We start from the raw sequence: 25,597 nt of genomic DNA on the forward strand, positions 1-25,597 counted from the left end.
TTACGCGCTTTTTGCCGCAAAAAGTGCTCGGCCAGGTTCGAACGCGTGTGAAATGATCTCTGATCCTTCCGTTTCGATTGCAGTGTTCGGCTGAATTTCGACCCAGCCGTCGCTGTCACCATCCAATGGCTCTGATGAGATGATAATACCATCTTTGCAGCGACGGTAATGCAGGCTCGGCGCGTACCGATCCGAAGCATAACGCGCTGCAAATATACGTTCTCCATCTGACCAGCAGGCCGCGAACCTAAGATAAGGTAACACACCGCATCGTCTTGATGCCGCCTCCACTCGCGCGACCGCTCGGGACATTGCTGCTACCGGGTCAGCGTCTAGCCCCTCGCCTTGCGCGATCAGAAAGATCGCTTCGCTTTCTGTTGCGCCAAATCTATACCCATACAGATGTGCCGGGATCATCGCGTCCAGTTCCTGCCGGATCAGATCATGCCCTCCGGCTTGGCCATTGTGCATAAAGCTCCATGCACCGACCCCAAAAGGATGACAGTTGTTCCGAGACGTGGCTGTCCCGGTCGAGGCCCGAACGTGGGCCAGGAAAAGGCGCGATCTGGTATGATGGGTCAATTGCTTAAGGTTTGCGTCCGACCAGGCTGGGTGTGTATCTTTATAAAAACATGGCGTCTCACGATCAGAATACCACGCAAGCCCAAATCCATCAGCATTTACGGGCGTCTTCCCGATCAGCGCGTTGCGGCTCTGAATGACAAGAGATTGCTCTTGATCCAGAACCAATTCATCAAGATACCGCTGCTCGCCGACCCAAGCCAGAAACCGACACATCTGTTCGCCTATTCAAAAATTTCAGATGTGGCTGGTATATCAACTCATTGTGTAGTTTTTTTCCCCAAATTTCCAACTTTTTTGGAATTTCTTCTATCAAATGACAACCAGAGTTCACATTTGGCAATCAATTACTCCGGTCGCACCGGATAACGATCGCCCTTTTGATCAATCAGGATCAGTCGTTCGCCGCTGCGCACATACAAATCGCAGCGGTCGAACCCGTTTCTGTACTGGATGCAGACGCTGCCATCCTCGGCGATCGAATAGGTGCCAAAGGCGGATTCGCCGCTGGCATAGGTGTACGAGTAGGCTCCGCCGACTGAGAAACTGGACTGCCCATCATCATAAAAGGTCAGTGTGCGCCCGGCCAGCGCCTCCAGTTCTGTTGGCGTCAGGGGAATATCTCCCGGTTTGGTTGGCCATTCCGCCGCCCATACCGGGCTTGCGATCAGCAGGATAAGGATCAAAAGACGGGTCATACCAACACCCTACCCCGAGTGGTGATGAAAAGGGCATAACGTTGCAGTGATGGGTCAAGCGACCATCTGCTCGGCCTTTTTTAGATCGACCGAGACCAGTTGGCTGACGCCCTGTTCCTGCATGGTCACGCCGAACAAACGATCCATCCGCGCCATCGTCACCGCGTGGTGGGTGATGATCAGGAAACGTGTATCGGTCTGGCGGCACATCTCATCCAGCAGGTCGCAGAACCGGGTGACGTTAGCATCGTCAAGCGGCGCGTCGACCTCATCCAGCACGCAGATCGGGGCCGGATTGGCGAGGAAGACGCCAAAAATCAAGGCCGTCGCCGTCAGGGTCTGTTCGCCACCCGACAACAGGCTGAGCGTCGACAATTTCTTGCCCGGCGGCTGGCACATGATCTCAAGCCCGGCATCCAGCGGATCGTCGCTTTCGACCATAACCAAATTGGCCTCGCCACCGCCGAAGAGGTGCTTGAACAGCATGGCAAAGTTTGAGTTCACCTGTTCAAACGCGGTCAACAGACGTTCGCGGCCTTCGCGGTTGAGGCTGGAGATACCAGAGCGCAGGGCTTTGATTGCCTCTTCCAAATCCGCCTTTTCGCTGTTCAGTGTGTCAAACTCTTCCTGAACTTCCTTGGCATCTTCTTCAGCGCGCAGGTTCACCGCACCCATCGCATCGCGCTGGCGCTTTTGACGGTTCACTTCGGCCTCAAGCGCGTCGGCGGCAGGCATCTGATCGGGGTTCACGTCCAACTGATTCAGCAACTGGTTCGGGGTCAGCTGCTGATCTTCAGCAATCCGTTCTGCCGTTGCAGTCACGCTTTCCTTGGCGGCATCACAACGTGCTTCTGCCGCCGCGCGGGATTCGCGTGCTTCCGAAGCCTGACGTTCCGCATCGCGCTCGGCCAGCACCACTTCGCGCTGCTGGGTTTCGGCTTCGGCCAACTTATCGGCCGCCTCGGCGCGACGGGCTTCGGCTGTTTCAATCAGCTCGTTCAGCTCCTCGCGGGCTTCGGCGATCTCGCTGGGCGTTGCCATCGCTTCGGACAGCTCTTCTTCCGAACTTTCCTTGCGTTCGGCCAGTTCTGATATCCGTTTTTCCGCCGTTTCCAGACGATGCTTCCAACCGCTGAGGTCTTTTGTGACCTCTTGCGAACGTCGCGTGCGGGCCTCGCCTTCGCGGCGCAATTCATCATGGGACGAGCGATGGGTCAGCATAGTGATCCGCGCAGCCTCGACCGTCTGTTTGATATCTTCGACCTGCGCGCGGGCGGTGTCGAGATCGCCCAGACCGGTCAACGCCCCCTCGGCCTCGCGCAGCTGCGCGCGGGCGGACATGGCGTCCTCTTTGTGGCGATCCACGGCCAGCGACAGGGTCTCAAGCTTGCCTTGCGCCAGATTGCGGTCAGCTTCGGCGCGGCTGAGCGCGCGAGCGGTTTCGGCCATACGCTGATCGGCGGCGCGGCGGGCATCGCGGGCGCGGCGGTCCGCTTCGGTGACATCAGCCAGTTGCTGCGACAACGCCTCATGCGCGGCGCGGGCACCTTCGGCCTGTGCTTCAGTGCGGGTCAGCTCCTGTTTCAGCGCCTCCAGCTTATTGAGCTGCTCCAGCCGCAGGGCAGCGGCGCTTGGTGCATCCTCAGCCCAGGCGCGGAACCCGTCCCACCGCCACAAATCGCCGGACCGGGACACCAGACGCTGCCCCGGCTTCAGCGAAGCCTGCAAACGCGCACCCTGATCCGCATCAACCAGACCAATCTGCGCGATCCGACGGCTCAGGCGATCCGGGCCAGACACATGCAGCGCCAGCGGTTCAACCCCATCCGGCAATGGCTGATCAGAATCATAGCCCGCTACCTGCACCCAACCCGATGGACCGTCCCCTTCGACCAGTGGGGCACGCAGATCATCGGCCAGTGCAGCTCCGAGTGCCTTTTCGTAACCGGGTTCGACGCGCAGCAGGTCAAGAACCTGACCGCCTTCGGCTGTGTCGCGTTCCACCAGCTTTGCCAGCGCTGAGGTTTCGGCACGGATCGCGCCCAGTTCGCCCTCGGCCTCAGACCGTTGTGCGCGGGCCTCAGCCTCACGCGCTTGCGTATCATTGCGCAGCTCATCCGCTGCGGCCAGCGCTTCCTCGGCGGCCTCAGCCGCCTCGCGGGCTTCTTCCTCGCCCTCTTGCGCAGTCTCAAACGCGTCGCTTGCGTTGGTCAAAGCTTCGCGCGCCTCATCCACGGCGCTGCGGGCCTTTTCCTCTTCGGCTTCGGATCGATTCAACGTCTTGCGGCTGTCTTCAACCAGACGCTGCGCCGATTGGTGGCGGGCGACCAAGCGCGCCATATCCTCGGTTTCCTGCGACAGATGATCTTCGCGGTCCTGCAACACTGACGCCGCTTCACGCGCGATTTCGGCAGCCTCGGCCACCTTATCCTCGTGCCCTTCGGCGGCCTTGGCCAATTCGCGCGCTTCCCATTCCAGACGTTCGATCATCTGGCCGGCATCGCGATTCAGGCCGGTTTCGCGTTCTATATCGTTGCCCAATTGCTGAATACGGTTGGTCAGCGTCTCAATGGTCTGGCGGGCGCGGGTTTCCTGATCCGACAGGGCATCACGTTGTACCTGCTGGCGTTGCAGGACGGCGGCGGCGATGGCTTCTTCTTCGCGCAGAGGTGGCAGGGTCTCTTCGATTTCGGCACGTTTGGTGGCGGCCGCGCGGGCTTCGGCCTCGGCCCGCGACGCCTCGGTGATCCGTTCGCGCAGCTTTTCTTCGGCCTGCTGGCGGGCCATGTCTGCCTCTTTCCAGCGACGATAGAGCAACATGCCTTCGGCTTGGCGCAGTTGCTCGCCAATCTCGCGATAGCGCGCGGCCTGACGGGCCTGGCGCGCCAGTTGCGCAAGCTGACCGCCCAGTTGTTCAAGCACATCGTCTACGCGGGTCAGATTGGATTCAGTGCCCTTCAACTTCAATTCGGCTTCGTGCCGACGTTGATAAAGACCCGAAATACCTGCGGCCTCTTCCAGAATGCGGCGGCGGGCGCGGGGTTTGGCGTTGATAAGTTCGGCAATGCGGTTCTGCCCAACAAGCGCAGGTGAATGCGCACCTGTCGAAGCATCGGCGAACAGCATCTGAACATCTCTCGCCCGCACGTCCTTGCCATTGGTCTTATAGGCGCTGCCCACGTCGCGGGTGATGCGACGCACGATCTCAAGCTGATCCGCGTCGTTGAACCCTGACGGTGCCAGCCGTTCCGAGTTGTCCATGGTCAGGACAACTTCGGCAAAGTTACGGGCTGGGCGCGTCGCGGCGCCTGCAAAAATCACATCCTCCATCGCGCCGCCACGCATGGATTTGGGGCGGTTTTCCCCCATCACCCAACGCAGAGCTTCCAGAAGGTTGGACTTGCCGCAGCCATTCGGGCCCACCACACCGGTCAACCCATCCGCTATGATCAGATCGGTCGGATCAACAAAGCTTTTGAAGCCGGTAAGTTTGAGTTTGCTAAAGCGCAAAGGCAATGAGTCCTGTGATTCCTATGTGGAGGAAGTCTGCGCAACGGATGGGGGCTGAGTCAACGAAGTTGCGCAGGATATGGGATATCACCCCGACTTATCCACAATATCTTGCCGAAATGCGCAGGAATACGCGTATCTCAGTACGGCGTACACTCGAACACCTGAAAGCCGTACTCCTTCCCGATATCCTCATAAACACCATAATCGACGCATTCGTAATTCGGTGTCGAGATGGCGGTCAGCAACAGACGTTCCCCCGCTTCGCGGTCACAGCCCAGCACACCAACGGTCACCGCGGCGTCGCCCAGTACATCCAGGATTGGACAGCCCGAAACCTGCGCCATGGCCAGCCCCGCCCGATCTTTGATCGGCCCCAGACGCGGGGCGTATTGGGTGTTGATCCGCACGGCCTCGGCCAGGTCCCCGCGCACGCGTACGTCAAAGACACTGCCGTTCACGGCGATGCGGGTTGCAGGGATACCCCGGAAATAGGCGGTGCCGGCCGAACAGGCGGCCAGCACCGATAGGAGGAACAGATACCGGATCATGCGACCAGCATTGCCGCAATATGGTTAACAGAACCTTTCCTGCATTTAGGTTCGCAGGACGTCGCCCAACCGGCGGATACCCTCGCGGATTCTTGCCTCATCCGAATTCGAAAAGCTCAAACGGATAGTATTGGCCCCGGTTTCGTCCGGGAAAAATGCCTGGCCCGGAACAAAAGCCACCTTCACCGTCTCAAGCGCTTTGGCCAGCAGGTCAGCCCCGCTGAGGCCCTTGGGCAGGGTCACCCAAATGAACATGCCGCCCTCGGGCTTGGTCCAGTCCACCCCATCGGGCATATGTTCGCGCAATGCGCTGAGCATCGCATCGCGTCGTGCACCGTAAACGCGGCGCAACATGGGGATATGCGTATCAAAGCAGGCACGCGCCACTTCGTTGATAGCCATTTGGTTGATCGTCGCGGAATGCAAGTCAGCCGCCTGTTTCATCAACACCAGCTGCGAGATCACCGGCTTGGCCGCCACGACCCATCCCACCCGCAGACCCGGAGACAAAGTTTTCGAGAAGCTGCCACAATAAATCGTCCTGCAGTTTTCGATCGACCCCTTGCGCGCCAGCTCCAGCGCCAAAACCGGGGGAATGACCTCTCCGTCATAGCGCAGGGCCTGATAGGCGCCGTCTTCGATCAAAGCGCAGTTCAATTCGTCCGCCAGATCGAGCAGGGTTTCGCGGCCGCGCAGGTCTACAGTTTCTCCGGTCGGGTTGGCAAAGTCAGGCGACAGATACGCAAATTTTACAGCCCCCTCACCCGCTGCGGCAGCGTATTCAGCCGCCCTGCGGTTGCCGTTGATGTCAAGCCGGTCAAAGCGCGGTTCATAGGCATTGAACGCGGCCAATGCCCCCAGATAGGTGGGCCATCCGACCAGTGCTGTATCACCCTGCGACAGGTACAACTTGCCCAAGTAGTCTAGTGCCTGCTGCGAACCCGACGTGATCAGGATGTTATCAAGCTTGCAGTCGATCCCGATCTGGCGCATGTGATCGACTAGCCATTCCCGCAGCGGGACATAGCCCTCGCTGACGGAATATTGCAGCGCCTGATCTTTTAGTTCAGTGCCCAGTGCGTTCTGGAACGCAGCGGCAAAACCTTCTGCCGGAAACAACGCTGGATCCGGAATTCCTCCCGCGAAGGAAATAATGCCCGGCTGGTCCAATAGCTTGAGCAATTCGCGTATCTCGGACGCCTTCATCCGCTTTGTTCGCGTGGCAAACAGGTCTTTGGTCGACATTGGTCTCCTCCCCTACCTTGCAGGGCAGACTAAGCGTGATTTATTTAATGTCAATCATTCTGACCTAATACTCCGAACCAACATTCACCTGTTCTTGAACCGGTCAATATTACGTGGTCATATGAATTGACCAATTCCGGAAAAGCCGACATGCCCTTTCAAAAAGTCCAGACTGAAAAGCTGTCCATCGCAGTGGTGAAACAGATCGAATTGCTGATCCTACGTGGCATCCTGCGCCCAGGCGAGCGGCTTCCGGCGGAACGCGAGTTGGCAGAGCGGCTGGGCGTATCGCGCCCCTCGTTGCGCGAAGCGATCTCGGAATTGCAGGATCAGGGGTTGCTGACCGCCAAGGCCGGGTCCGGTATCTATGTGGCCGAGGTTCTGGGCTCTGCCTTTTCCCCGGCGCTGGTTCGGCTGTTCAGCAGCCACGAAGAAGCGGTGTTCGACTATCTGTCTTTCCGCCGCGATCTAGAAGGGTTGGCGGCCGAGCGTGCCGCACGGCTGGGATCAGACAGCGATTTGAAAGTGGTTCAGGCGATTTTCGACAAGATGCAGGCTGCGCATGCGCGCAACGCCCCTCAGGACGAGGCACAATTGGATGCGCAATTCCACATGGCCATCATCGAGGCCAGCCACAACGTAGTTATGCTGCATATGATGCGGTCGATGTACGACCTGCTGCAACAGGGCGTGTTCTACAATCGTCAGATGATGTTTCAGCAGCGCACAACGCGTGGTGCCATTCTGGACCAGCACCGCGCGATCAACACGGCCCTGCAGGTACGCGACCCCGATGCAGCCCGCGATGCAGTCCAGCAGCATCTGAACTATGTCCAGAGCTGTATGGAAGATCACCAGAAAGCCCTGCGAAACGAAGCCATCGCACAGCAACGGCTGCAGCATGAGACCGGTCAAACCTGAAGAGGCGCGCGAGGTATCAGTGCACCGTCCAACTGTCGCAGCTCAAATCCGAACACAAAAAGTTCATAATTTATTACGCAATTTCTGGTGGTTATCTGCTGGATATTGACCTGCAGCTAAACCAATTAAACAGGCAAGTCGCGAACCTTAACCGTCGCTGAAACCCTGGTGTCTGACATGATCCTTTTCAAACCCGGGCAACGCCCGAAAACGAACCCCTGCTTGATCGTTGCCAGCAACGGTCGATCCGGTAGCACGCTCATGTTTGATGCTTTGTGGAAGGCGCAAAAGCAGCGGCGTGTGTGGCCCAAGCCCAAAGCGACCTTTGAAATGGAGCTGGCACAGGCCGAATTGCATCAGGGAAACCTTGTCAAAACACATGATTTTCCCGGCGTGCTGAGAGGTCGTGACAACGTCAAGGTCTTGTTCTGCCATGGCCCGACAAAAGACTCGGCGCTTTCGGTCTATTCCGTGCTTGGTCGCTATGGTCGCGACTGGATCCGTCAGCATTTCGCACATCTTCACGCCAAAGGAACTTTTGAGGATCTATTCAAATATGACGTTCTAAACCAAGCAGAGCAGATGAGGCAATGGGCCACGTTCGAAAACGTACCTGTCCTGTGCCTGAACTATGATGCCATCTGGCGCAGACAGAGCGAAGTTGCCGATTTTCTGGAGTTGAACTTTTCCCTGCCCGAAAGAATAGAACGCGCAAAGAAATCCATACCCGATGAGATTCTAGATCAAGCGTCGGTGGTTTACGATCCCATCGACGCTGTACTGAGCGAACTACCGGAACTGTTTGTCGCCTCAGCCAAATATGCGGACATTCTGAACCGGCTGCCAAGTCAACGCTCAGCGGCTTGATCTTCGCATCGTAAGAAAGAAAAAACCCGGCTCTGAGGCCGGGTTTTTCAATTTCATCATGTGAAGATCTTAGTGCAGCTTTTCGCCCACATCGGCAATTGCAGCGTCGATCAGCTTGTTCGCCTGCGTCGCCGTCATCTGCTTGGCGAGAACCGCATTTGCCGCCGAAACAGCAACGGTAATCGCCTGATCACGCACCTCTTTAACTGCCGAAGCCTCAGCCGATGCGATCTGATCCTGTGCAGCGGCCAGACGGCGCGCAATGGATTTTTCCAGATCGGCCTTGGCCTGTTCGGCCGCCAGCGCGGCGTCGTCTTTTGCAGCCGCCACAATCGCGTCTGCCTGCGTTTGAACTTCGCGTTGCTTGCGCTCGTACGAGGCCAGCAGGGTGCGGGCTTCTTCGTGCAGGGCACGGGCTTCATCCAACTCGGACTTGATGCCTTCGGCGCGGTTGTCCAGCGCGCCACCGATCATACCCGGCACCTTGAAATAGAACAGGACCGCGATGAAGACGATAAAGCCCAACAGGACCACAAAGTCGGTGTTGCCAAGCGAGAAGAACGGGCCGCTTGCGGCCAGCGCGGGGCTGGCAGCGCCAAAGGTCAGGATAAGGGCAAGAGTGTTCCGCATGTCGCTTATCCTTTCATCTGCGTGTCGATTGCACTGTCGATGGCTTTGGCATCCGCCTCGCCGCCCAGTGCAGTTACCAGTTCAGCCGCCGTGTCCTTGGCAACCACTTGAATGCTTTCCAGCGCACCGGCACGGATATCGGCGATCGCCTTTTCCGATTCAGCCGCTTTTGCAGCGATTTCCGCGTCCGCCTTGGCGATCGCGTCATCCAGGCCAGCCTGAATTTCGGCGCGTGCTTCGGCAGCGATACGCTGCGCCTCAGAACGGGCATCGGCCAGCGCTTTGTTATAGGCTTCTTCGGCCTCGACCGCTTTGGCCTTCAGGTCTTCGGCCGCAGCCAGGTCATTTGTAATGGTCCCCTGGCGTTCAGCCAGGATTGCCGCGATGCGCGGCAGGGCCACGCGGGACAGAACCAGAAAGATGACGACCAGCGTGATGACCAGCCAGAAAATCTGGTTGGGGAACCAATCAAAGCAGAGCTGCGGCATCCCAATGGCCGAGCCATGAGAGTCCACGCATTTGCCAACTACTTCTTCGGCAATAGGTTCAGTCGCCATGTTGTCCTCCGTCGGAACGTTGTCTTTACAACAGGCGGGCCGCTATGGCTTGGGCCCACCTGCGCGTAAGGATCAGGTTCCGCAGATTATACGGCGAACATCAGCAGCAGCGAGACCAGGAATGCGAAGATCCCCAGGGCTTCTGCGAATGCGATACCGATGAACAGGGTTGCGGTCTGCGAAGCAGCCGCCGAAGGGTTGCGCAGGGCGCCGGCCAGGAAGTTGCCTGCAACGTTGCCCACCCCGATTGCGGCTGCGCCGGAACCGATTGCTGCCAGGCCTGCGCCGATGTGTGCGAGATCGCCTTCCATGATGTTTCTCCTTACGAATTGGAAGTTTCGATGTTGGGGTATCAGACCTTAGTGCGACGGATGCAGCGCATCTTTCAGATAGACACAGGTCAGAATGGTGAAAACGTAGGCCTGGATAAAGGACACAAGGACCTCGAGGCCATACATTGCGGTGATCGCCAGAACAGACACGGGCGAGATCACGGCGATCGCGGCAAAGCCTGCGAACACCTTGATAACCGCGTGGCCCGCCATGACGTTGCCGGCAAGACGAATAGAGTGGCTGACAGGGCGTACGAAGTACGAAATCAGCTCGATGATCGCCAGAACCGGACGCAGGGCCAGCGGTGCGCTGGAGACCCAGAACAGACCCAGAAACGCGGCACCGTTCTTGACGAAACCCAGAACAGTCACGGTCAGGAACACGGCCAACGCCAGCGGGATGGTCACGGCAAAATGCGATGTGGTGGTAAAGGACGTCGGGATCATGCCCAGGAAGTTTGCGCAGACGATGAACATGAACAGGGTCATGACATAGGGGAAGTATTTAACGCCTTCCTTGCCGCAGATGTCTTCCAACATCTTGTAGATAAAGCCATAGGCCAGCTCGGCCACCGACTGCATCCGGGTCGGAACAATCGCGCGTTTCGAAGTGCTGAGAACCAGCAGAGCAAAGATCGCGGCAATCGCCAGGAACATCCACAGGGTCACGTTGGTGGGCGTGTACCATGCAATTGCACCGTCACCGAAAAGCGGTTTGACGATGAACTGATCCATCGGGTGGAAAACCAGGCTGCTGCCTTCTGCTGCGGTGGTCTCAGTCGCCACGTTCAGTCCCTTTCGTCTCGGTCGGCCTGATCGTTGGCCGCCATCTGTTTCTCTTGAACCTCTTTGGCGCTGCGGAGCATAACTTTCACTCCGGCGACGAGGCCCAGCAATGTGAACAGCACCAGAAAGATCGGGATCGTCCCGAGCAGGCTGTCCAGCCCGTATCCGATGCCAAATCCGATCCCCAGACCGGATACCATTTCGATGACCATCCTCCAGGCAAGCTCGCCCCCGGACACGTCAGCATCTGCACGAGGCTTTGGCTGCTTCGCCTTTTTCGCCGCCTCGATCTTCGCCTCCAGCTGCGCCATACGCTGCTTTTGGTCATCATCGGTCACGGGCGTTTCCCTCGCACAGTCTTGGGTAGGGTGCTAAGGGGCAAGGCGCACAGAGTCAACGGCGTTGAGCAACCGAATTGCCGCAGTTTAAATAATTGATTTTAATAGTTTTTCACCCAACCTCAGCCGAGGCAAAACCTGCGCAAGCGCAGCGGCTTCAACCAAAACCCCTGAATCCGCATATTCAACCAAATGGTTGACCAAACTCGAAGGCTGTGGTTGAGCGAAGGCATGTCCAATGATCTCGACACCGTATTCGCAGCTCTCGCCGACCCCACGCGCCGCGCCATTCTGGCGATGCTGCTTGAGGATGATATGGCCGTGACCGATGTGGCAGAACCGTTCGAGATGTCGCTGGCCGCAATCTCGAAACATCTGGTGATCCTGACCAAGGCTGGATTGATCAGCCAGGAAAAACGCGGACGGGTGAAATGGTGCAAGCTGGAACCTGACGCCCTGCGCACAGCGTCGGTCTGGATGCAAGGCTTTGGACAGTTCGAGCCCGTCAATCTGGACGCGTTCGAACGGTTTCTGGAAATTGAACTGCCTGCGGCTGACGATCCCTAGATTTAGCGCACGACGAAAACCGAAACCTTGGCGTGATTGGCCAGGTATCCTGCATGGCTTGAAAAGATATAATCCGTGATCCGCGGGGCGTGAGTTCCTACAACAATCAGGTCAGCACCAATTTCCTCGGCGGCGCGCATCAGGTCACCATCAACTTCAGCTGCAACATCGACCGAGTGAATATTGCGGTATGCGACTTCTGTCCCGCCGCTCTTGGCCAGTTCATCGGCGAAACCCTGCAATTCTTCGTTGACTGCTGCGTCCGTCTGAACCGGGTCACCGGGTTGAGTTCCGGTCACACTGACTACGGTTATCTTCGCATCCTGCCACTTGGCAACTTCAGCAGCGACATCGGCGGCTTTGCGAACCTCGGGGGGAAGATGCAAGTCAACCGGGAACATAATGTGAGTATACATGACGAATTCCTCCTTGGTCCCAAGCATAAGGTTATTCGCATGTATCGACATTGATCTGCCTCAACGGGCGTGCTGAACCCTGACGGCCACTAACCTTCTTGGCTGTATTGCACACCCGTGATGACACCGAACGGATCAGACATGCACAACCATGGTGCCTGCGCCCCTGCGACCGACAAGGTTGTCACCGATCCTGTCGGCTCGGACCGGGTGGAAATGGCGTTCACGTCCTTGGGGCCGACCCCCGTTTCGGCGGAAACGAGCGCTTCACAACTGCCCTGCAAATCCGTTTCTGAAACCGCATTGCCCGAGGACGTTGGCGTACAGGCCGACAGCCCCACCACCGTGATCAGATAAAGTGCTGGTCTCATTGGTTATTGCCCCTGTTTGCCTGCAACCAACGCTCGCACAATCTGACGGGAATACAAGCGTCATTCGGGCACGGGCTTGGATGATGCGCGCGGCTGGCCCTCGGCCTTTAACAAGAGTACAAGCGCCACGACGGTGAGAATTGCACCCACAAACACCAGTAAGCCTGGGGGCTTCTGACCCAATGCAACCTCCCACAGGATCACCCAGCTGGGCGTCAGATAGGTGTAAGCCATCACTTTGGCCGAAGGCAGCCGCAGGGTTGCGAATTGCACCAGAACAAAGCTGGCCGCCGTTGCAAAGATCGAGACATAGAGCAGCCCGACCCAAACAATCAGCGGCAGGTTGGCCCAGTTGGTCGCACGGATCTCGGCCCAACCATACAACGTCAGCAACACGCAGCCCGCGACCAGAGTACCAAAGGTGAACACCACCGCCGGCTCGCCTCGGTTCAGCTTGCGCACCATGGGCGTGTAGATCGCATGCGCCAAACAGCCCCAGAAATAGATGATCTCACCGCCACCGATCTCAAACGCCATAAAGGCCCGCCAGTCGGCCCGGAATATGACCCAAAGCGCGCCCACTGCCCCAACTGACAGGGCAAAAGCCATTCTTGGCGTGGTGACCTGCCGCAGCAACACCCACCCTGCAACCGCTGACATCACCGGCGTCAGCGTGAACACTGCCGCTGCGCTGACCGGGGGCGCGGTCTTCAATCCATGGAACATCAGCACGAAATAGCTGGCGAACAATCCGCCCAAGACCAGATAACGCCAGGGTGCCTGCGCCGCGCTTCGGGACAAGCCGGTCGTCAGAAGCGCCGCAACGCCGATCACAACCGATGCGATCAGAAATCGAGCTGCCGTGATCGCTTCGGGCGCGATCTGGTTGGCGATCAGTGACCCCAGCGAAAAACTGCCCGCCACCAGAGCCGAAAAAACCAGCATGGCCAGATGGCCCTGGGCCTGAGGGCTCACGCCGACCAACCTTTGGATTGCTCTTTCAGATAGGTCAGGAAACTCTGAACCTTGGTGGTGCGGTGCAGGTCCACATGGGTCACAAGCCACAGGTTCCCGAACCATTCGGGCAGCGGCTCTATCACCTCGATCAGACTGGGGTCACGGCCCGCCTCCCAACGAGCCATGAAGCCGATCCCAGCCCCGGACATAACCGCCTCGCGGTTGCAGAAATTATTGGTACAGCGAAATATGATGTTTTCGGCCGGTACGGTCTTGCGCAACCAGCGCGAAAACGGAGCGCGGCTGTTTTCATCGTCGGCACCAACGAAGAAATGGTTTCTAAGGTCCTCGACACTCTTGGGCTGACCGTGACGCTCCACATATGCTGTACTGGCATAAAGCCCGACTTCCTGATCGATAAACGGCTGCACCACATTGTCCGGTTGATCAGGGGCCGAACCCGCCCGGATCGCCACATGCGCTTCGCCATATTCCAGACGAAACAGGCGATCCCCAGTCAGATAGCGCACGATCAAGCCCGGGTGCAGGCGTTGGAATTCACTAAGTACCGGAACCACCAAAGGCGCCAGTGAGGACAGAGACGTTACAACCAACTCCCCCGAGACATCGTCCCCCCGCCCCTTCATTCGCCCGACCAGTTGGTTGAACTGATCCTCGGTCGCTTGTGCCACACGCAACAGATCATCCCCGGCTTCGGTCGGCGTGTAACCACGCGCATGGCGCTGGAACAGTTTGACACCCAGCCGTGCCTCGATCGCGTCGATATGGCGGATCACGGTGGCATGATGCACGCCCAAAACCTCGGCCGCGCCGCTGACGGTCCCCATACGGGCAACCTGATAAGCGGTTCTTACTTCGTCCCAATTGTCCACGGCATTACCTCAGATGTGCAAAATCCAACAGTCAGTGTTGATATATCCGAGTTTTGTTCATTCTCGCAATATCCATATTGGCCGCAGACGAAAATCCTATCAGAAGGACCAAGTGAAATGACCAAGACCATCCTGCATATCGACGCCTCGGCCCGCCGTGAAGGTTCAGCTACCCGCGATCTGTCCAACCGTATCGTCAACCATCTGGGTGCTGCACGCATTATCCGCCGCGATCTGGCCTCCCCCCTGCCCCTGCTGACCGAGGACTGGATCAGCGCCAACTTCACCCCCGGCGATCAGCGCAACGACGCGCAGCGCGAACATCTGGCGCTATCGGATTCACTGGTAGGTGAGTTGCAACAGGCCGACACCATCGTCATCGGTCTGCCGATCTATAACTTTTCGGTACCTGCCGCATTCAAAGCCTGGATTGATCTGGTTGCCCGCGTCGGCCTGACATTCTCGTATACTGAGCACGGCCCAGTGGGACTGCTGACAGACAAACGAGTGGTTCTGGCCATCGCCTCGGGCGGCACTGCCGTTGGGTCCGAGATCGATTTTGCCACCAACTATGTGCGTCACGTTCTGGGCTTTATTGGCATCACCAATGTCGACGTGGTCGCCGCCGACAAAATGGCGCTGGACGCCGAGGCCGCGCTGAACAACGCCCACAAGGCGGTAACTGAACTGGCGGCCTGATCACCTCTGGTTTTTATACGCTGAAACGTCCAGTCTTCCTCCCGAACGGGAATTGGCAGACTGGGCGTTAGTTATGAAAAAGATCGGAATTCTGGGCGGAGTGGGCTGGGCCTCGACCGTGGATTATTACCGGGCGATTGCCCAGGGCGCGGGCCGGTATTTTGCTGACCTCGGTCACGGCTCGCCACTACCCATCCCGCCCATGACCATTGAATCCGTCACACAGGCCAAAACCCGCGCCCTGCGCGGTGTGGCAGGGGATGAGGCCAGCTGGGCCGAATTCGACGCCGTCTTCCGTGAGGCCCTTTTGACGTTGGAACGCGCAGGCTGCGATTTCGGTATCATCGCCTCGAACACGCCACACGCAAGGCTGCACGCGATCCGGCAAGGCTTGGCGATGCCGATTCTGAGCATTTTTGACGCAACCGCCGAAGCCACTGCCTCTGCCGGAGCATCAAGCGCTCTGGTTCTGGGGACGGCGGTGACCATGCAGGCGACTGACTATGCCGATCGGCTGGCCAAAGAGGGCATCACGGCCAACGACCGCCTGCCGGAACCCGAGATTGCCGAGATGCAGGCCATGATCGACAGCGAATTCTACGGCGGCGCGTCGGACACGGCCCGCACACGACTACTGACCTTTTGCAACAAACATGCCACCCCCGGCACCGCTATCCTCCTGGCCTGCACCGAGTTACCCCTGGCCTTTCCTGATCATCTGGACGATCCGGTTTTCAAGTCCGACGGACACCTGTTCATCAACCCGTCCGCAGCGCATGTCGAGGCGGCTTTGAAAGAGGCGCTGGAGGGTTGATCAGGGCAACCAGGTCACTTCACAGCCGATCCGGTCAAAGAACGCCATCAGATCGGCGCGCGTCATTACTACGGTACGGTCGTTCACCAGCGGGTGCATGTTGATCACGTCTGAATTCTGCGCCGCACTATCCATAAAGAACCGCACTTCGTTCTGAACCCCATTGATCATCGCCAGTGGGCTGACCGCGCCGGGCCGGATACCGAGGTTCTGCATCAGACGATCCGCCGAACCGAAGGACAGGTTCCCGACACCCAACTCCGCACCCAGGGCTTTAAGGTCAATCTCGCGGCTCTGTTCCAGCGTCACCAGATAGTTCCGCTTTTTCTTGTCACGCAGGTACAGGTTCTTGAGCCGCAGCGTATTTTCTCCGGGCACCAGAAACTGATCCTCAACCCCTTTCGCATCCTCGACCGTGCGCAGCGGGATATGGCTGTGCAACCGATAGGCCAGCCCCCAATCGCCCAACTGCGTCAGCAGCGCGTCAGAGCTGAGCGGCAATGTATCTTGAAAGGCAGATGATGCGTCCATGGGAACCTCCTATGTAACGCGCTCTTCGCGCAACATGGAACAAGATTCAAGGCACGACAGACCCGCGACACAGTGCTAGCGTGCCGCCATGAAAGTCACGCGCAATACACCGAACCAACTGATCCTGTCCGATACCCCATGGTTCATAGGCATCACACTCGTCTTATTTATTCTAATCTTTGTCGGCCTTGGTCTCTTCTTGATGACCGAGGGGGGCGAGGCCATCCTGTTCGGCCTGATATTCGCCCTCGGCGGCGGAGGGTTAGGATTTGGGGCCTTCTGCGCCTTTGTACGGCGCGTTCAGGTCATTCTGGACCGGGACAAAGACAGCATCGTGATCCGCAGGCATTCGGTTTTTGGCTATGATGCCGTCGAGCACATGCTGTCGAACCTGTCCCATGCCGAGATTGAAACAACGATTTCGCGCAGCAACAAGGGCTCATCTACGCTGTATCGCCCCGTACTCATACTGGACAAAGGCATGAGCGCGGGTCGGCACCCCATTGTTGAGGCCTATTCCAGTGGGCGCGGTGCGCATCGGCTGGTGGATGCCGTCAATGAATGGCTTCCGGCACGCAAGGTTGACTCTGCCAGCCAATCGGCCTAAATCGCGGCCAACATCCGGAAGCATCTGATCTTCCGGTCCCTTGAGTCGTTCAGGGATCGCCCCCCACCAGCGAGTTTCGCCCGTGGGGGCAATGCCATTTGGCATTACCCCCACGTCTAATTCAGTGGGAGGGGGCAATTGTGCATTTAACCGGTGTTTCTTATCTAAGAGGCGCCACGAGATAACCGGCTAAGGAGGCCGAAGGCATGTTTGAAAATCTATCCGAACGCCTTTCCGGCGTCTTTGACCGGCTGACCAAGCAGGGCGCTCTGTCCGAGGAAGACGTCAAGACCGCCCTACGTGAGGTTCGGGTTGCACTGCTTGAGGCTGACGTCTCGCTGCCGGTTGCCCGTGAATTCGTCAAGAAGGTTCAAAGCCAGGCCACCGGTCAGGCGGTCACCAAGTCGATCACCCCAGGTCAGCAGGTCGTCAAGATCGTGCATGACGCGCTGGTCGATGTACTGCGCGGCGAGGAAGACCCCGGTGCGCTGAAGATCGACAACCCGCCTGCCCCGATCCTGATGGTTGGTCTGCAGGGTTCGGGTAAGACGACCACCACCGGTAAACTCGCCAAACGCCTGAAAGAGAAAGAGGGCAAGAAGGTCCTTATGGCCTCGCTGGACGTCTATCGCCCGGCGGCGATGGATCAGTTGGCCGTTCTGGGCACACAGGTCGGCGTCGATACCCTGCCGATCGTCCCTGGCCAAAAACCGGTCGACATTGCCAAGCGCGCCAAGCAACAGGCGACGCTGGGTGGCTATGACGTCTATATGCTCGACACCGCGGGCCGTCTGCATATCGACGAAGTCCTGATGGACGAGGTCGAGCAGGTGCGCAATGCGGTTGATCCACGCGAAACCCTGCTGGTGGTCGACGGGCTGACCGGTCAGGTCGCCGTTGAGGTCGCCGAAGAATTCGATGCCAAGGTTGGCATTTCGGGCGTGGTCCTGACCCGGATGGACGGTGACGGACGTGGCGGCGCAGCACTGTCCATGCGAGCAGTCACCGGCAAACCGATCCGCTTTGTCGGCCTGGGCGAGAAGATGGACGCCCTCGAAACCTTTGAGCCGGACCGGATCGCTGGTCGTATTCTGGGTATGGGCGACATCGTTGCTCTGGTCGAAAAGGCCCAGGAAACAATGGAGATGGAACAGACCGAGCGCATGATGAAGCGCATGGTCAAAGGTCAGTTCAACATGAACGACCTGAAAATGCAGCTGGAGCAGATGATCCAGATGGGTGGCATGCAGGGCATGATGGGCATGATGCCGGGCATGAACAAGATGGCCAAGCAGATGGATCAGGCCGGTCTGGACGACAAAATCCTGCGCCAGCAGATCGCCCTGATCCAGTCGATGACCAAACGCGAACGTGCCAACCCGCAACTGTTGCAGGCCAGCCGCAAGAAGCGGATTGCCGCCGGTTCCGGCATGGAGGTCAGCGACCTGAACAAACTGCTCAAGATGCACCGGCAGATGTCGGACATGATGAAAAAGATGGGCAAGATGGGTAAAGGCAAGATGCTGAAACAAGCCATGAAGGGCATGTTCGGCAAAGGTGGCCCGTCGCCCGAGGAAATGGCCGCAGGTATGGACCCCAAGGCGCTGGAACAGGCGGCCAAGGCAATGGGTGGCAAAATGCCCGGCATGCCCGGTATGGGTGGCGGCATGGGTCTGCCTCCGGGTCTCAGCGGGTTCGGAAAGAAAAAGTGACCCCAGCACGCTGCACCCAGCCCCCGTCCGGCAAGGCGGCGATGGCAGCAGCGCAGTATCGCGCGGCCCTGCCGGTCCTTAAGACCCGGCGGCTGGTTCTGCGTGCACCCACTTTGGACGACCTGCCAGTGTGGACGTCGATCTGCAAAGAGAGCTTTGGCGACACCAATCAGGACGCCTGGACCGAGTTCTCCTACTATACCTCCGGCTGGCTGTTGCACGGACATGGTCTGTTCACCGTCACACTGAAAGAGGATGCTCAGGTCATTGGCTTTGTCATTCTGGGTCTCGAATGGGACGATCAGGAGCCCGAGCTTGGTTACCTGTTCCGCGCGGATCACAGACTGCAGGGTTACGCCACCGAGGCGTGCTCAGCTGTTCGCGATTTCGGTATTGACCTGTTGGGATCGGGGCAATTCGTAAGCTATGTATCGGCTTCAAATGCCCGTTCGAATGCGTTGGCACAGCGTCTGGGTGCATCGCGCGACGCAGTTGCCGAACGTGCATTTGATGCAGACCAGCATGTCTGGCGCTATGGCGAGGTACCGGCATGAAACTTGCTCTGGCCATACCGACTCTGGAAACCGAACGTCTGATCCTGCGCGCACCATCTGAAACTGATCTGGACGCGGACACCGCGTTCTTTGCCAGCGATGCTGCGAAGTATGTCGGCGGACCTCTGCGTCGGGATGAAGTGTGGCGGATCATTGCCATGCATTTTGGTCACTGGGCTCTGCGTGGTTATGGATATTGGAGCGTCGACGAAAAAGACACTGGCAACTATGTCGGGCGGATCGGCCTTTGGTTTCCCGAAGGTTGGCCCGAGCCCGAGGTCGGGTGGACCCTGATGAATCATGCGACCGGGAAGGGCTATGCGACCGAGGCCGCTCTGGCCGCGCGCGCCCATGCCTATGACATATTGGGCTGGGACACGGCGATTTCACTGATCGACCCGGAAAACCACGCCAGCAAGGCCGTGGCCAAACGGCTGGGCGCTAAGCTCGACTACCACTACGAACACCCGAAATTCGGCGCGACCGAAATCTGGCGCCACCCTGCCCCCGCCGATCTGGTGAATGGCGGCATGGAGGCCTACGCATGACCCACATCGCTTTGCCCGCAAAGAGGAACGGCCAATGACCAACCCCGTGACACAGGCTGCCGCGCTGTTGAAAGAGCATCGCGAAAGCATCGACCGGCTGGACGCGATCCTTGTCTATACGCTGGGCGAGCGGTTCATGCACACGCAGGCTGTTGGCAAGCTCAAGGCCGCACACGACCTTCCCCCGTCCGATCCCTCGCGCGAGGCTGCGCAGATCGCACGATTAGAAGACCTGGCGAAAGAGGCCGATCTAGACCCCGACTTCGCCAAGGCTTTCCTGAATTTCATCATTCAGGAAGTCATCCGACACCACAAGAAACACCAGAATTAACCGGAAACGATCCCGGTAAACGCCATCCAAAGGAGATACCACCATGGCAATGAAAATTCGTCTCGCCCGCGGCGGCTCGAAAAAACGTCCTTTCTACCGCATCGTGGCTGCTGACAGCCGTATGCCTCGCGACGGTCGTTTCATCGAGAAACTGGGCACCTACAACCCACTGCTGCCGAAAGACAGCGAAGAGCGCGTGAAAATGAACATGGAGCGCATCCAGTACTGGCTGGATCAGGGCGCACAGCCCACCGATCGTATCGCGCGCATGCTGGAAGCCGCTGGCACCCGTGACAAAGCCGAGCGTAACAACCCCAACAAGGGGACCCCGGGCAAGAAAGCTCAGGAACGCGCGGAAGAGAAAGCTGCAAAGGCTGCTGAAGCTGCGGAAGCAGCTGCTGCACCGGCTGAAGAAGCAGCAGCAGAAGAATAAGCAGGCGAGCGCGTGCAGGATCAGACTTTCACTGACGATTTCCGCACGCAGTTCGATCTGTTGATGCGGCTCCGGCGCGATGTGCGCCGGTTCCGCACCGATGCGATAGACGAGGCAGTGCTGACGCGCTGCCTCGACGCGTTTCGACTGGCCCCTTCGGTGGGGCTTAGCGAACCCTGGCGTGTGATCCGCGTCGAAAGCGAAGCCGCGCGTGCCGCGGCGCTTGAGAATTTCCAAACCGCCAACGCGCAGGCGTTGGACGGTTACTCCGGCGAAAAAGCGCAACTTTACAGCCAGTTGAAACTGTCCGGCATGCAAGAAGCCCCGGTACAATTGGCCGTGTTCTGCGATGATGCCACCGATAAGGGGCAAGGTCTGGGTGCCGGAACCATGCCCGAGATGCGGCGCTATTCTGTTGTGTCGGCCGTTACCCTGTTCTGGCTCACCTTGCGGGCCGAAGGGCTGGGGCTGGGCTGGGTGTCGATCCTGGACCCTGACCGGCTGGCCCGTGACTTGAACGTGTCGGACGACTGGCGGCTGATCGGCTATTTCTGCGTCGGGCAGCCGGAAGAGTTTTCCGACACCCCTGAATTGGAACGTGTTGGCTGGGAAAGCCGCCACGACACGCTGCCGATTGAGGTGCGCTAAGAATGTTCGGGCTTATTCGACTTCCCATCCTGCTGATGATCGCATTTATTGTGGGCGTGTTCTTTGAACGCTCGAACCAGCGCGAGGCCTGTGAGGCACGCGGCGATTGGCAGGACGGATTATGTGTGACGGTGGACAAGCCAAATGAGTGATCTGATCTGTGTCGGCAGCATTGCGGGCTCGTACGGGGTGCGCGGCGAAGTGCGCCTGAAAAGCTTTTGCGCGGTCCCCGAGGATATCGAGACCTATTCCCCGCTGACGGACGAAAACGGCGGCGAGCGTTACCCCTTGGTTTTGACCCGCCCCATCAAGAACGGGTTCGCCGCCCGATTGGGCGGGATTGAAACCAAAGAACAAGCGGACGCGATCAATGGCCTGCGTCTGTATGCCCGTCGCGATCAGCTGCCCTCGTTGCCCGACGACGAATTTTATCATACCGATCTGATCGGGCTTGAGGTTTATGATACAGGCGGCACTCTGCTGGGCCGGGTGAAATCGGTGCAGAACCACGGCGCGGCCGACTTGCTGGAACTGCACGGTCCGGGTCTGAAATCTACGGTCTTGCTGCCCTTTACGCGCGAGGCTGTTCCGACGGTTGATCTGGACAAGGGCCGCATTGTCGCTGATCCGCCCGAAGGGCTGATCTGATGCGGAGGGTTTTGTTGCATCTAGGGCTGCACAAAACCGGCACCACCGCGGCCCAATCTTTCCTGTATGACAACCGCGAATTGATCTGGCCGCATTTCTCGCTGATCTTGCCCTATCGCACCCGAAACTCGGGCCTGTCCCGCGCGGCAACCACACATTCCATATATGGCACCGTGGGTACGTTGTCCGAATTCGGAACCCGGATGCGCGCCTTTCTCGAAACACTGGATTTCGGCACCAGACGCGGATTGATCGTCAGCGAAGAAAACTTTGCCGGATTACGCCCTAGCCGCAACATCGAACAGGGCTATGCAGCCGCACCGGAACTTGCCGCTTGTATGGTGGACGCGGTCCGGCACCGCTTTGACCAGCAAGAGGCCGAGATCACAATCTACCTGTCCTTACGCCAGCGCGGCGGCTGGCTGCGCAGCCTCTGGGCGCATGATCTGGAACGCATGCGTCAGGTCCATGACTTCGAAGCCTTCCGGGCGAGCATGAATCATCTGCCATCTTTGCAAGACACGGCAGATCAAATCCGCGATCGGTTGCCTTCAGTCACGGTGAAGACAGGTTGGCTTGAGGAATTGCAACTGCAACGCTTTGGTCCCGGCACCCCGTTCGCCGAATTTCTGAACCTGTCGCGCGACAAGACCAAACGTCTGGTGCCGCCTTCCCGGGTGAACAATCGCCTACCCGAGGACGTTCTGGCGGAATTGCTGGATTTGAATCGCTCGCGTCTGGACGAAGCCGCCTTGATCGCGCAAAAGACGGCGATAATTGAACGCGCAAAAGGCGCTCTGACCGGCACGACATGACAGACAAACCCAGTAAATCCCACGGTCGCAAGGCGATCCGCCCAACCTTGAAACCGCGCGAGCTGTTGACTCCTACGCCTGATCTGCATGGGGTGTGGAAGGCCAAGATCATCACTCTGTTTCCTTCAGCCTTTCCTGGGGTGCTGGGCGAAAGCCTGACCGGAAAGGCATTACAGGAAGGTTTGTGGCAGCTGGAAACCGTTGATCTGCGCCCGTTCGGCATCGGCAAACATCGCAACGTTGACGACACACCTGCGGGTGGTGGTGCAGGCATGGTGCTGCGTGCCGACGTTCTTGGAGAGGCGATCGAACACACGATGGCGGGTGTTCAGGGCAATTGGCCGCTGATCTATCTCAGCCCGCGTGGACGCCGGATGGATCAACGTATGATGCGAAACCTCGCGCGCTGCGAAGGCATGACCCTGCTGTGTGGTCGCTTCGAGGGCGTCGATGAGCGGGTGCTGGAACATTATGGCGTCCAAGAGGTCAGCTTGGGCGACTTCGTTATGACCGGTGGTGAGATCGCGGCACAAGCACTTATCGACGCCACGGTGCGATTGATCCCCGGCGTATTGGGCAATCAGGCCTCGGCCGAGGAAGAGAGCTTTTCGTCTGGTTTGCTGGAGCATCCGCAATACACGCGCCCCGCCGAATGGAAGGGCCGCCCAATCCCCGACATTCTGATGTCCGGCCACCACGGGCGCATTGCCGATTGGCGGCACGAAATGTCAGAACAGATCACCCGCGAACGGCGACCCGATCTGTGGGAGATCTACCGAAAGGAGCGGGACTAGCCCCCCGCCTTCCAGCGCGCCCAGCTTTCGGGGTGGCCGTTGAACGTGTTGATATCCACCTTGCCCTGCACGCCAGGCACTAGCCCGGTGCCGGTATATTGCCAGAACCGCCAGGACGATCTCGGATAAACTTGATGGGGGTGTCCGGCAACGGATCGCAGCCAGAATTCGGTCCCGCGCAGACGTCCTATTTCTGTATCCCCATGAAAATCCACCGTTGTATAGACGACCGGACGGCGTCCATAGTGACGTTCCAAGATATCTAGAAACCGCTTAGCCTCGGCCCGGACGGTGGCACCATCGGGGCGCAACCTGCAGGTTCTGGAATGCGGCGTCCACTCCATATCCAGCACATGCGGCAGGTCGGCCCCCTTTGGCACATTCTTGATGAACCACCGGGCCTGCTCATGCGCTGGGCGGCAGAAATAATAATAATGATACGCCCCCCACGGCACGCCCGCAGCTTGCGCGCCACGGCGATGGTCTTCGAACAAGGGGTCGGCGACATCTCCACCCTCGGTCGCTTTGATGAACACAAAACTGACGCCTGATGCCTTGGCCTGATGCCAATCGATCGGCCCCTGCCAGCGTGAGACATCCAGCCCATGCACCGGATAGTGGCCAGGATGCCGCCCATCCCAGTCATGCGGGTCGGCGTCGCCAAAGGCCGGGTAGATGACTGAAGGGGAAGTTGTACTCAGAAAAGCTTTGGCCTCGACCTTTTGAGGCGGAGGTGTGCTGCGACCGCAGGACAGGGTCGCAAAAGCCATGACGGCCAGCATCAATGCAATGCGCATGATCGGTTCCTGTTTTTAAATTACTGCTCTTATAATTGCCCCCAGAATGCCTGATCGGCCTGATAAGGCAACGGTGCAGTTTGCTTACGGCGAAAACCCACCACCCTTGCGTTGAAAATATGGTGTTTTTATCTTGATCCCTGACCGCAAACCCCGTAAAGCAGCGCAATCCGGTGCCGCGAAACGCGACTCCGGTGTTTTGGTTTGCATCATGGCGCATCGCTCAGCTTTCTTCAGCCACGGCGTGTCAGGGCAGGCTAGACCAAAGGAACATTCGATCTGACCTCTGGCGGGCTGTACGCAGGACCCGGTGAAGACCAAGAGCTCTCAGGCCGTGCTTAACTTCGTGGACCAACCACGAGCAGATAGGAGTAACTGCGATGGACTTGATCGCACAGCTTGAGGCGGAACAGATTGCCGCCCTGGGGAAAGACATCCCCGATTTCAAAGCCGGTGACACCATCCGTGTCGGCTTTAAAGTGACCGAAGGGTCGCGCACCCGTGTGCAGAACTACGAAGGCGTCTGCATCGCGCGCAAAGGTGGCGACGGCATCGCCGGATCGTTCACCGTCCGCAAAATCTCGTTTGGCGAAGGTGTGGAGCGTGTGTTCCCACTGCATTCGACCAACATCGACAGCATCACCGTTGTCCGCCGTGGCCGCGTCCGTCGCGCCAAACTGTACTATCTGCGCACCCGTCGCGGTAAATCCGCACGTATCGCAGAAGTCACAAACTACAAGCCCAAAGCTGGCGCCGAGGCGTAAGGAGCGGAAAGATGAAAAAAGACATCCATCCCGATTACCACTTCATCAACGTCAAAATGACCGATGGCACCGTGGTTCAGATGAAATCCACCTGGGGCAGCGAAGGCGACCAGCTGGCATTGGAAATCGACCCCTCCTCGCACCCCGCGTGGACCGGTGGCTCGTCGCGCCTGATGGACGCCGGCGGCCGCGTGTCGAAGTTCAAGAAGAAATACGAAGGTCTGGGCTTCTAATCCCACCCCATTTCGAATGCGAAAGGCCGTCCCGAGGGGCGGCCTTTTTCTTTTTGGGACAGGCATGTGAGACGATACAAATGGCCTGCTAGAAAGGAAGCCCCTGAAGGCACCCTCGCCGATCTCACGCGTCACACGCAGTGATCGCCGCACAATGCTGAAAAGGTGCTACACTTGGCACCAAGAACCGCCCTGATACGACGGAGACCCTGAAATGCCCAAGTACAATGATATGTTCGAACTTTCGGTGCAGGATATGGATCTGATCGAAACAGCCTTGCGCGGCTTGGCTGCCTCCCGTTCGCTGGCAACACCAGATGAAACGGATGATGGGAAAGTGGATCGCGAAAACACCCTGCGCCGCGTCCATGATCTTCTTGGCAAGCTGCACGATCAGAAGGTTTTCTATCGACCCAAAGATGGGGTGTACCTTGGAGGTTAAACCCAT

General features: G+C 58.4%; 35 protein-coding genes. 19 read left to right on the forward strand and 16 right to left on the reverse strand.

The window, feature by feature from the left end; genetic code table 11:
• The 5 genes from ACR0M2_RS09090 to ACR0M2_RS09110 form a co-directional block, all read right to left on the reverse strand.
• Positions 1-798 (reverse strand): class II glutamine amidotransferase, encoded by a 798-nt coding sequence (locus ACR0M2_RS09090; protein ID WP_170350346.1) that lies wholly within the window; start codon positions 796-798, stop codon positions 1-3.
• 131 nt (positions 799-929) lie between these two features.
• Positions 930-1,280 (reverse strand): hypothetical protein, encoded by a 351-nt coding sequence (locus tag ACR0M2_RS09095; protein WP_170350345.1) that lies wholly within the window; start codon positions 1,278-1,280, stop codon positions 930-932.
• A gap of 54 nt (positions 1,281-1,334) precedes the next feature.
• Complete coding sequence (locus ACR0M2_RS09100; protein ID WP_480704722.1) at positions 1,335-4,790, reverse strand: chromosome segregation SMC family protein; 3,456 nt, start codon at positions 4,788-4,790, stop codon at positions 1,335-1,337.
• A 140-nt stretch (positions 4,791-4,930) separates the two neighbouring features.
• Positions 4,931-5,341 carry a hypothetical protein gene (locus ACR0M2_RS09105; RefSeq protein WP_170550851.1) on the reverse strand — a complete coding sequence of 137 codons (411 nt, stop codon included), beginning with the start codon at positions 5,339-5,341 and terminating at the stop codon, positions 4,931-4,933.
• A 45-nt stretch (positions 5,342-5,386) separates the two neighbouring features.
• Positions 5,387-6,586: an aminotransferase-like domain-containing protein gene (locus ACR0M2_RS09110; protein WP_480704724.1), complete on the reverse strand. Its 1,200-nt coding sequence runs from the start codon at positions 6,584-6,586 to the stop codon at positions 5,387-5,389.
• A gap of 150 nt (positions 6,587-6,736) precedes the next feature.
• On the opposite strand from ACR0M2_RS09110, the gene ACR0M2_RS09115 reads away from it, so the two are divergent.
• Positions 6,737-7,507, forward strand: coding sequence for a FadR/GntR family transcriptional regulator (locus ACR0M2_RS09115; protein ID WP_170377475.1), 771 nt, complete (start codon positions 6,737-6,739; stop codon positions 7,505-7,507).
• A gap of 177 nt (positions 7,508-7,684) precedes the next feature.
• Complete coding sequence (locus ACR0M2_RS09120; RefSeq protein ID WP_480704726.1) at positions 7,685-8,374, forward strand: hypothetical protein; 690 nt, start codon at positions 7,685-7,687, stop codon at positions 8,372-8,374.
• Between the two features lie 69 nt (positions 8,375-8,443).
• Here ACR0M2_RS09120 and ACR0M2_RS09125 read toward each other — a convergent pair whose 3' ends face one another.
• The 5 genes from ACR0M2_RS09125 to ACR0M2_RS09145 all read right to left on the reverse strand — a co-directional run bounded on the left by ACR0M2_RS09125 (position 8,444) and on the right by ACR0M2_RS09145 (position 11,017).
• Entirely contained in the window at positions 8,444-9,004 is a 561-nt protein-coding gene (locus tag ACR0M2_RS09125; RefSeq protein WP_170350339.1) for a F0F1 ATP synthase subunit B, read from the reverse strand.
• Positions 9,005-9,009: 5 nt separating this feature from the next.
• Positions 9,010-9,561, reverse strand: coding sequence for a F0F1 ATP synthase subunit B' (locus ACR0M2_RS09130; protein WP_366551954.1), 552 nt, complete (start codon positions 9,559-9,561; stop codon positions 9,010-9,012).
• 86 nt (positions 9,562-9,647) lie between these two features.
• Positions 9,648-9,872, reverse strand: coding sequence for a F0F1 ATP synthase subunit C (locus ACR0M2_RS09135; RefSeq protein WP_005981269.1), 225 nt, complete (start codon positions 9,870-9,872; stop codon positions 9,648-9,650).
• Between the two features lie 48 nt (positions 9,873-9,920).
• The gene (locus ACR0M2_RS09140; RefSeq protein WP_170350337.1) at positions 9,921-10,679 is read right to left on the reverse strand and encodes a F0F1 ATP synthase subunit A; all 759 of its coding nucleotides are present in this window, start codon (positions 10,677-10,679) and stop codon (positions 9,921-9,923) included.
• Positions 10,680-10,681: 2 nt separating this feature from the next.
• The gene (locus tag ACR0M2_RS09145; protein ID WP_170398618.1) at positions 10,682-11,017 is read right to left on the reverse strand and encodes an AtpZ/AtpI family protein; all 336 of its coding nucleotides are present in this window, start codon (positions 11,015-11,017) and stop codon (positions 10,682-10,684) included.
• A 231-nt stretch (positions 11,018-11,248) separates the two neighbouring features.
• Between ACR0M2_RS09145 and ACR0M2_RS09150 the strand changes: the two genes are divergently transcribed.
• Positions 11,249-11,584, forward strand: a complete 336-nt coding sequence (locus ACR0M2_RS09150; RefSeq protein WP_170350335.1) for an ArsR/SmtB family transcription factor — start codon at positions 11,249-11,251, stop codon at positions 11,582-11,584.
• A gap of 2 nt (positions 11,585-11,586) precedes the next feature.
• On the opposite strand, the gene ACR0M2_RS09155 is transcribed toward ACR0M2_RS09150, so the two are convergent.
• From ACR0M2_RS09155 to ACR0M2_RS09170, 4 genes are all read right to left on the reverse strand, one after another.
• Positions 11,587-12,000 carry a universal stress protein gene (locus ACR0M2_RS09155; protein WP_170359981.1) on the reverse strand — a complete coding sequence of 138 codons (414 nt, stop codon included), beginning with the start codon at positions 11,998-12,000 and terminating at the stop codon, positions 11,587-11,589.
• An 89-nt stretch (positions 12,001-12,089) separates the two neighbouring features.
• Entirely contained in the window at positions 12,090-12,371 is a 282-nt protein-coding gene (locus tag ACR0M2_RS09160; RefSeq protein ID WP_480689450.1) for a hypothetical protein, read from the reverse strand.
• A 60-nt stretch (positions 12,372-12,431) separates the two neighbouring features.
• Entirely contained in the window at positions 12,432-13,346 is a 915-nt protein-coding gene (locus ACR0M2_RS09165; RefSeq protein WP_368040142.1) for a DMT family transporter, read from the reverse strand.
• On the reverse strand, positions 13,343-14,221 hold the full coding sequence (locus tag ACR0M2_RS09170) for a LysR family transcriptional regulator (protein WP_170359977.1): 879 nt from the start codon (positions 14,219-14,221) through the stop codon (positions 13,343-13,345). Before ACR0M2_RS09170 ends, ACR0M2_RS09165 begins: the two co-directional genes overlap by 4 nt.
• 117 nt (positions 14,222-14,338) lie before the next feature.
• Here ACR0M2_RS09170 and ACR0M2_RS09175 point away from each other — a divergent pair, with 117 nt between their 5' ends.
• On the forward strand, positions 14,339-14,920 hold the full coding sequence (locus ACR0M2_RS09175) for an FMN-dependent NADH-azoreductase (RefSeq protein WP_480704728.1): 582 nt from the start codon (positions 14,339-14,341) through the stop codon (positions 14,918-14,920).
• A gap of 73 nt (positions 14,921-14,993) precedes the next feature.
• Positions 14,994-15,734, forward strand: coding sequence for an aspartate/glutamate racemase family protein (locus ACR0M2_RS09180; protein WP_480704730.1), 741 nt, complete (start codon positions 14,994-14,996; stop codon positions 15,732-15,734).
• Here ACR0M2_RS09180 and ACR0M2_RS09185 read toward each other — a convergent pair whose 3' ends face one another.
• Positions 15,735-16,265: a prolyl-tRNA synthetase associated domain-containing protein gene (locus tag ACR0M2_RS09185; protein WP_170350329.1), complete on the reverse strand. Its 531-nt coding sequence runs from the start codon at positions 16,263-16,265 to the stop codon at positions 15,735-15,737.
• A gap of 88 nt (positions 16,266-16,353) precedes the next feature.
• On the opposite strand from ACR0M2_RS09185, the gene ACR0M2_RS09190 reads away from it, so the two are divergent.
• The 11 genes from ACR0M2_RS09190 (at position 16,354) to trmD (ending at position 23,355) form a co-directional block, all read left to right on the forward strand.
• Complete coding sequence (locus ACR0M2_RS09190) at positions 16,354-16,872, forward strand: hypothetical protein (protein ID WP_170350328.1); 519 nt, start codon at positions 16,354-16,356, stop codon at positions 16,870-16,872.
• A gap of 206 nt (positions 16,873-17,078) precedes the next feature.
• Positions 17,079-18,584: a signal recognition particle protein gene (gene ffh / locus ACR0M2_RS09195; RefSeq protein ID WP_170350327.1), complete on the forward strand. Its 1,506-nt coding sequence runs from the start codon at positions 17,079-17,081 to the stop codon at positions 18,582-18,584.
• On the forward strand, positions 18,581-19,138 hold the full coding sequence (locus ACR0M2_RS09200; RefSeq protein ID WP_480704732.1) for a GNAT family N-acetyltransferase: 558 nt from the start codon (positions 18,581-18,583) through the stop codon (positions 19,136-19,138). Before ffh ends, ACR0M2_RS09200 begins: the two co-directional genes overlap by 4 nt.
• Complete coding sequence (locus ACR0M2_RS09205) at positions 19,135-19,686, forward strand: GNAT family N-acetyltransferase (protein WP_170359966.1); 552 nt, start codon at positions 19,135-19,137, stop codon at positions 19,684-19,686. Before ACR0M2_RS09200 ends, ACR0M2_RS09205 begins: the two co-directional genes overlap by 4 nt.
• Before the next feature lie 34 nt (positions 19,687-19,720).
• Positions 19,721-20,017, forward strand: coding sequence for a chorismate mutase (locus tag ACR0M2_RS09210; protein WP_480704734.1), 297 nt, complete (start codon positions 19,721-19,723; stop codon positions 20,015-20,017).
• Positions 20,018-20,060: 43 nt separating this feature from the next.
• Entirely contained in the window at positions 20,061-20,450 is a 390-nt protein-coding gene (gene rpsP, locus ACR0M2_RS09215) for a 30S ribosomal protein S16 (RefSeq protein WP_170350323.1), read from the forward strand.
• Positions 20,451-20,462: 12 nt separating this feature from the next.
• On the forward strand, positions 20,463-21,098 hold the full coding sequence (gene bluB, locus ACR0M2_RS09220; RefSeq protein ID WP_480637615.1) for a 5,6-dimethylbenzimidazole synthase: 636 nt from the start codon (positions 20,463-20,465) through the stop codon (positions 21,096-21,098).
• A 2-nt stretch (positions 21,099-21,100) separates the two neighbouring features.
• The gene (locus ACR0M2_RS09225) at positions 21,101-21,250 is read left to right on the forward strand and encodes a hypothetical protein (RefSeq protein ID WP_165590802.1); all 150 of its coding nucleotides are present in this window, start codon (positions 21,101-21,103) and stop codon (positions 21,248-21,250) included.
• On the forward strand, positions 21,243-21,746 hold the full coding sequence (rimM, locus tag ACR0M2_RS09230) for a ribosome maturation factor RimM (protein WP_170350321.1): 504 nt from the start codon (positions 21,243-21,245) through the stop codon (positions 21,744-21,746). Before ACR0M2_RS09225 ends, rimM begins: the two co-directional genes overlap by 8 nt.
• Entirely contained in the window at positions 21,746-22,561 is an 816-nt protein-coding gene (locus ACR0M2_RS09235; RefSeq protein WP_480637617.1) for a hypothetical protein, read from the forward strand. The genes rimM and ACR0M2_RS09235 overlap by 1 nt, the downstream gene beginning before the upstream one ends.
• A complete protein-coding gene (trmD, locus tag ACR0M2_RS09240; RefSeq protein ID WP_480704736.1) occupies positions 22,558-23,355 on the forward strand; it encodes a tRNA (guanosine(37)-N1)-methyltransferase TrmD in 798 nt (265 codons plus the stop codon). The genes ACR0M2_RS09235 and trmD overlap by 4 nt, the downstream gene beginning before the upstream one ends.
• On the opposite strand, the gene ACR0M2_RS09245 is transcribed toward trmD, so the two are convergent.
• Positions 23,352-24,152 carry a glycoside hydrolase family 25 protein gene (locus ACR0M2_RS09245; protein WP_480704738.1) on the reverse strand — a complete coding sequence of 267 codons (801 nt, stop codon included), beginning with the start codon at positions 24,150-24,152 and terminating at the stop codon, positions 23,352-23,354. The two genes, trmD and ACR0M2_RS09245, sit on opposite strands and share 4 nt — an antisense overlap.
• A 380-nt stretch (positions 24,153-24,532) precedes the next feature.
• On the opposite strand from ACR0M2_RS09245, the gene rplS reads away from it, so the two are divergent.
• The 3 genes from rplS (at position 24,533) to ACR0M2_RS09260 (ending at position 25,591) form a co-directional block, all read left to right on the forward strand.
• Positions 24,533-24,916, forward strand: coding sequence for a 50S ribosomal protein L19 (rplS, locus tag ACR0M2_RS09250; protein WP_170350317.1), 384 nt, complete (start codon positions 24,533-24,535; stop codon positions 24,914-24,916).
• 11 nt (positions 24,917-24,927) lie between these two features.
• On the forward strand, positions 24,928-25,149 hold the full coding sequence (rpmE, locus tag ACR0M2_RS09255) for a 50S ribosomal protein L31 (RefSeq protein ID WP_170350316.1): 222 nt from the start codon (positions 24,928-24,930) through the stop codon (positions 25,147-25,149).
• Between the two features lie 214 nt (positions 25,150-25,363).
• Positions 25,364-25,591 carry a hypothetical protein gene (locus tag ACR0M2_RS09260; protein ID WP_170517944.1) on the forward strand — a complete coding sequence of 76 codons (228 nt, stop codon included), beginning with the start codon at positions 25,364-25,366 and terminating at the stop codon, positions 25,589-25,591.
• Positions 25,592-25,597: the final 6 nt, after the last annotated feature.

Source organism: Ruegeria sp. BE10 (assembly GCF_056538905.1).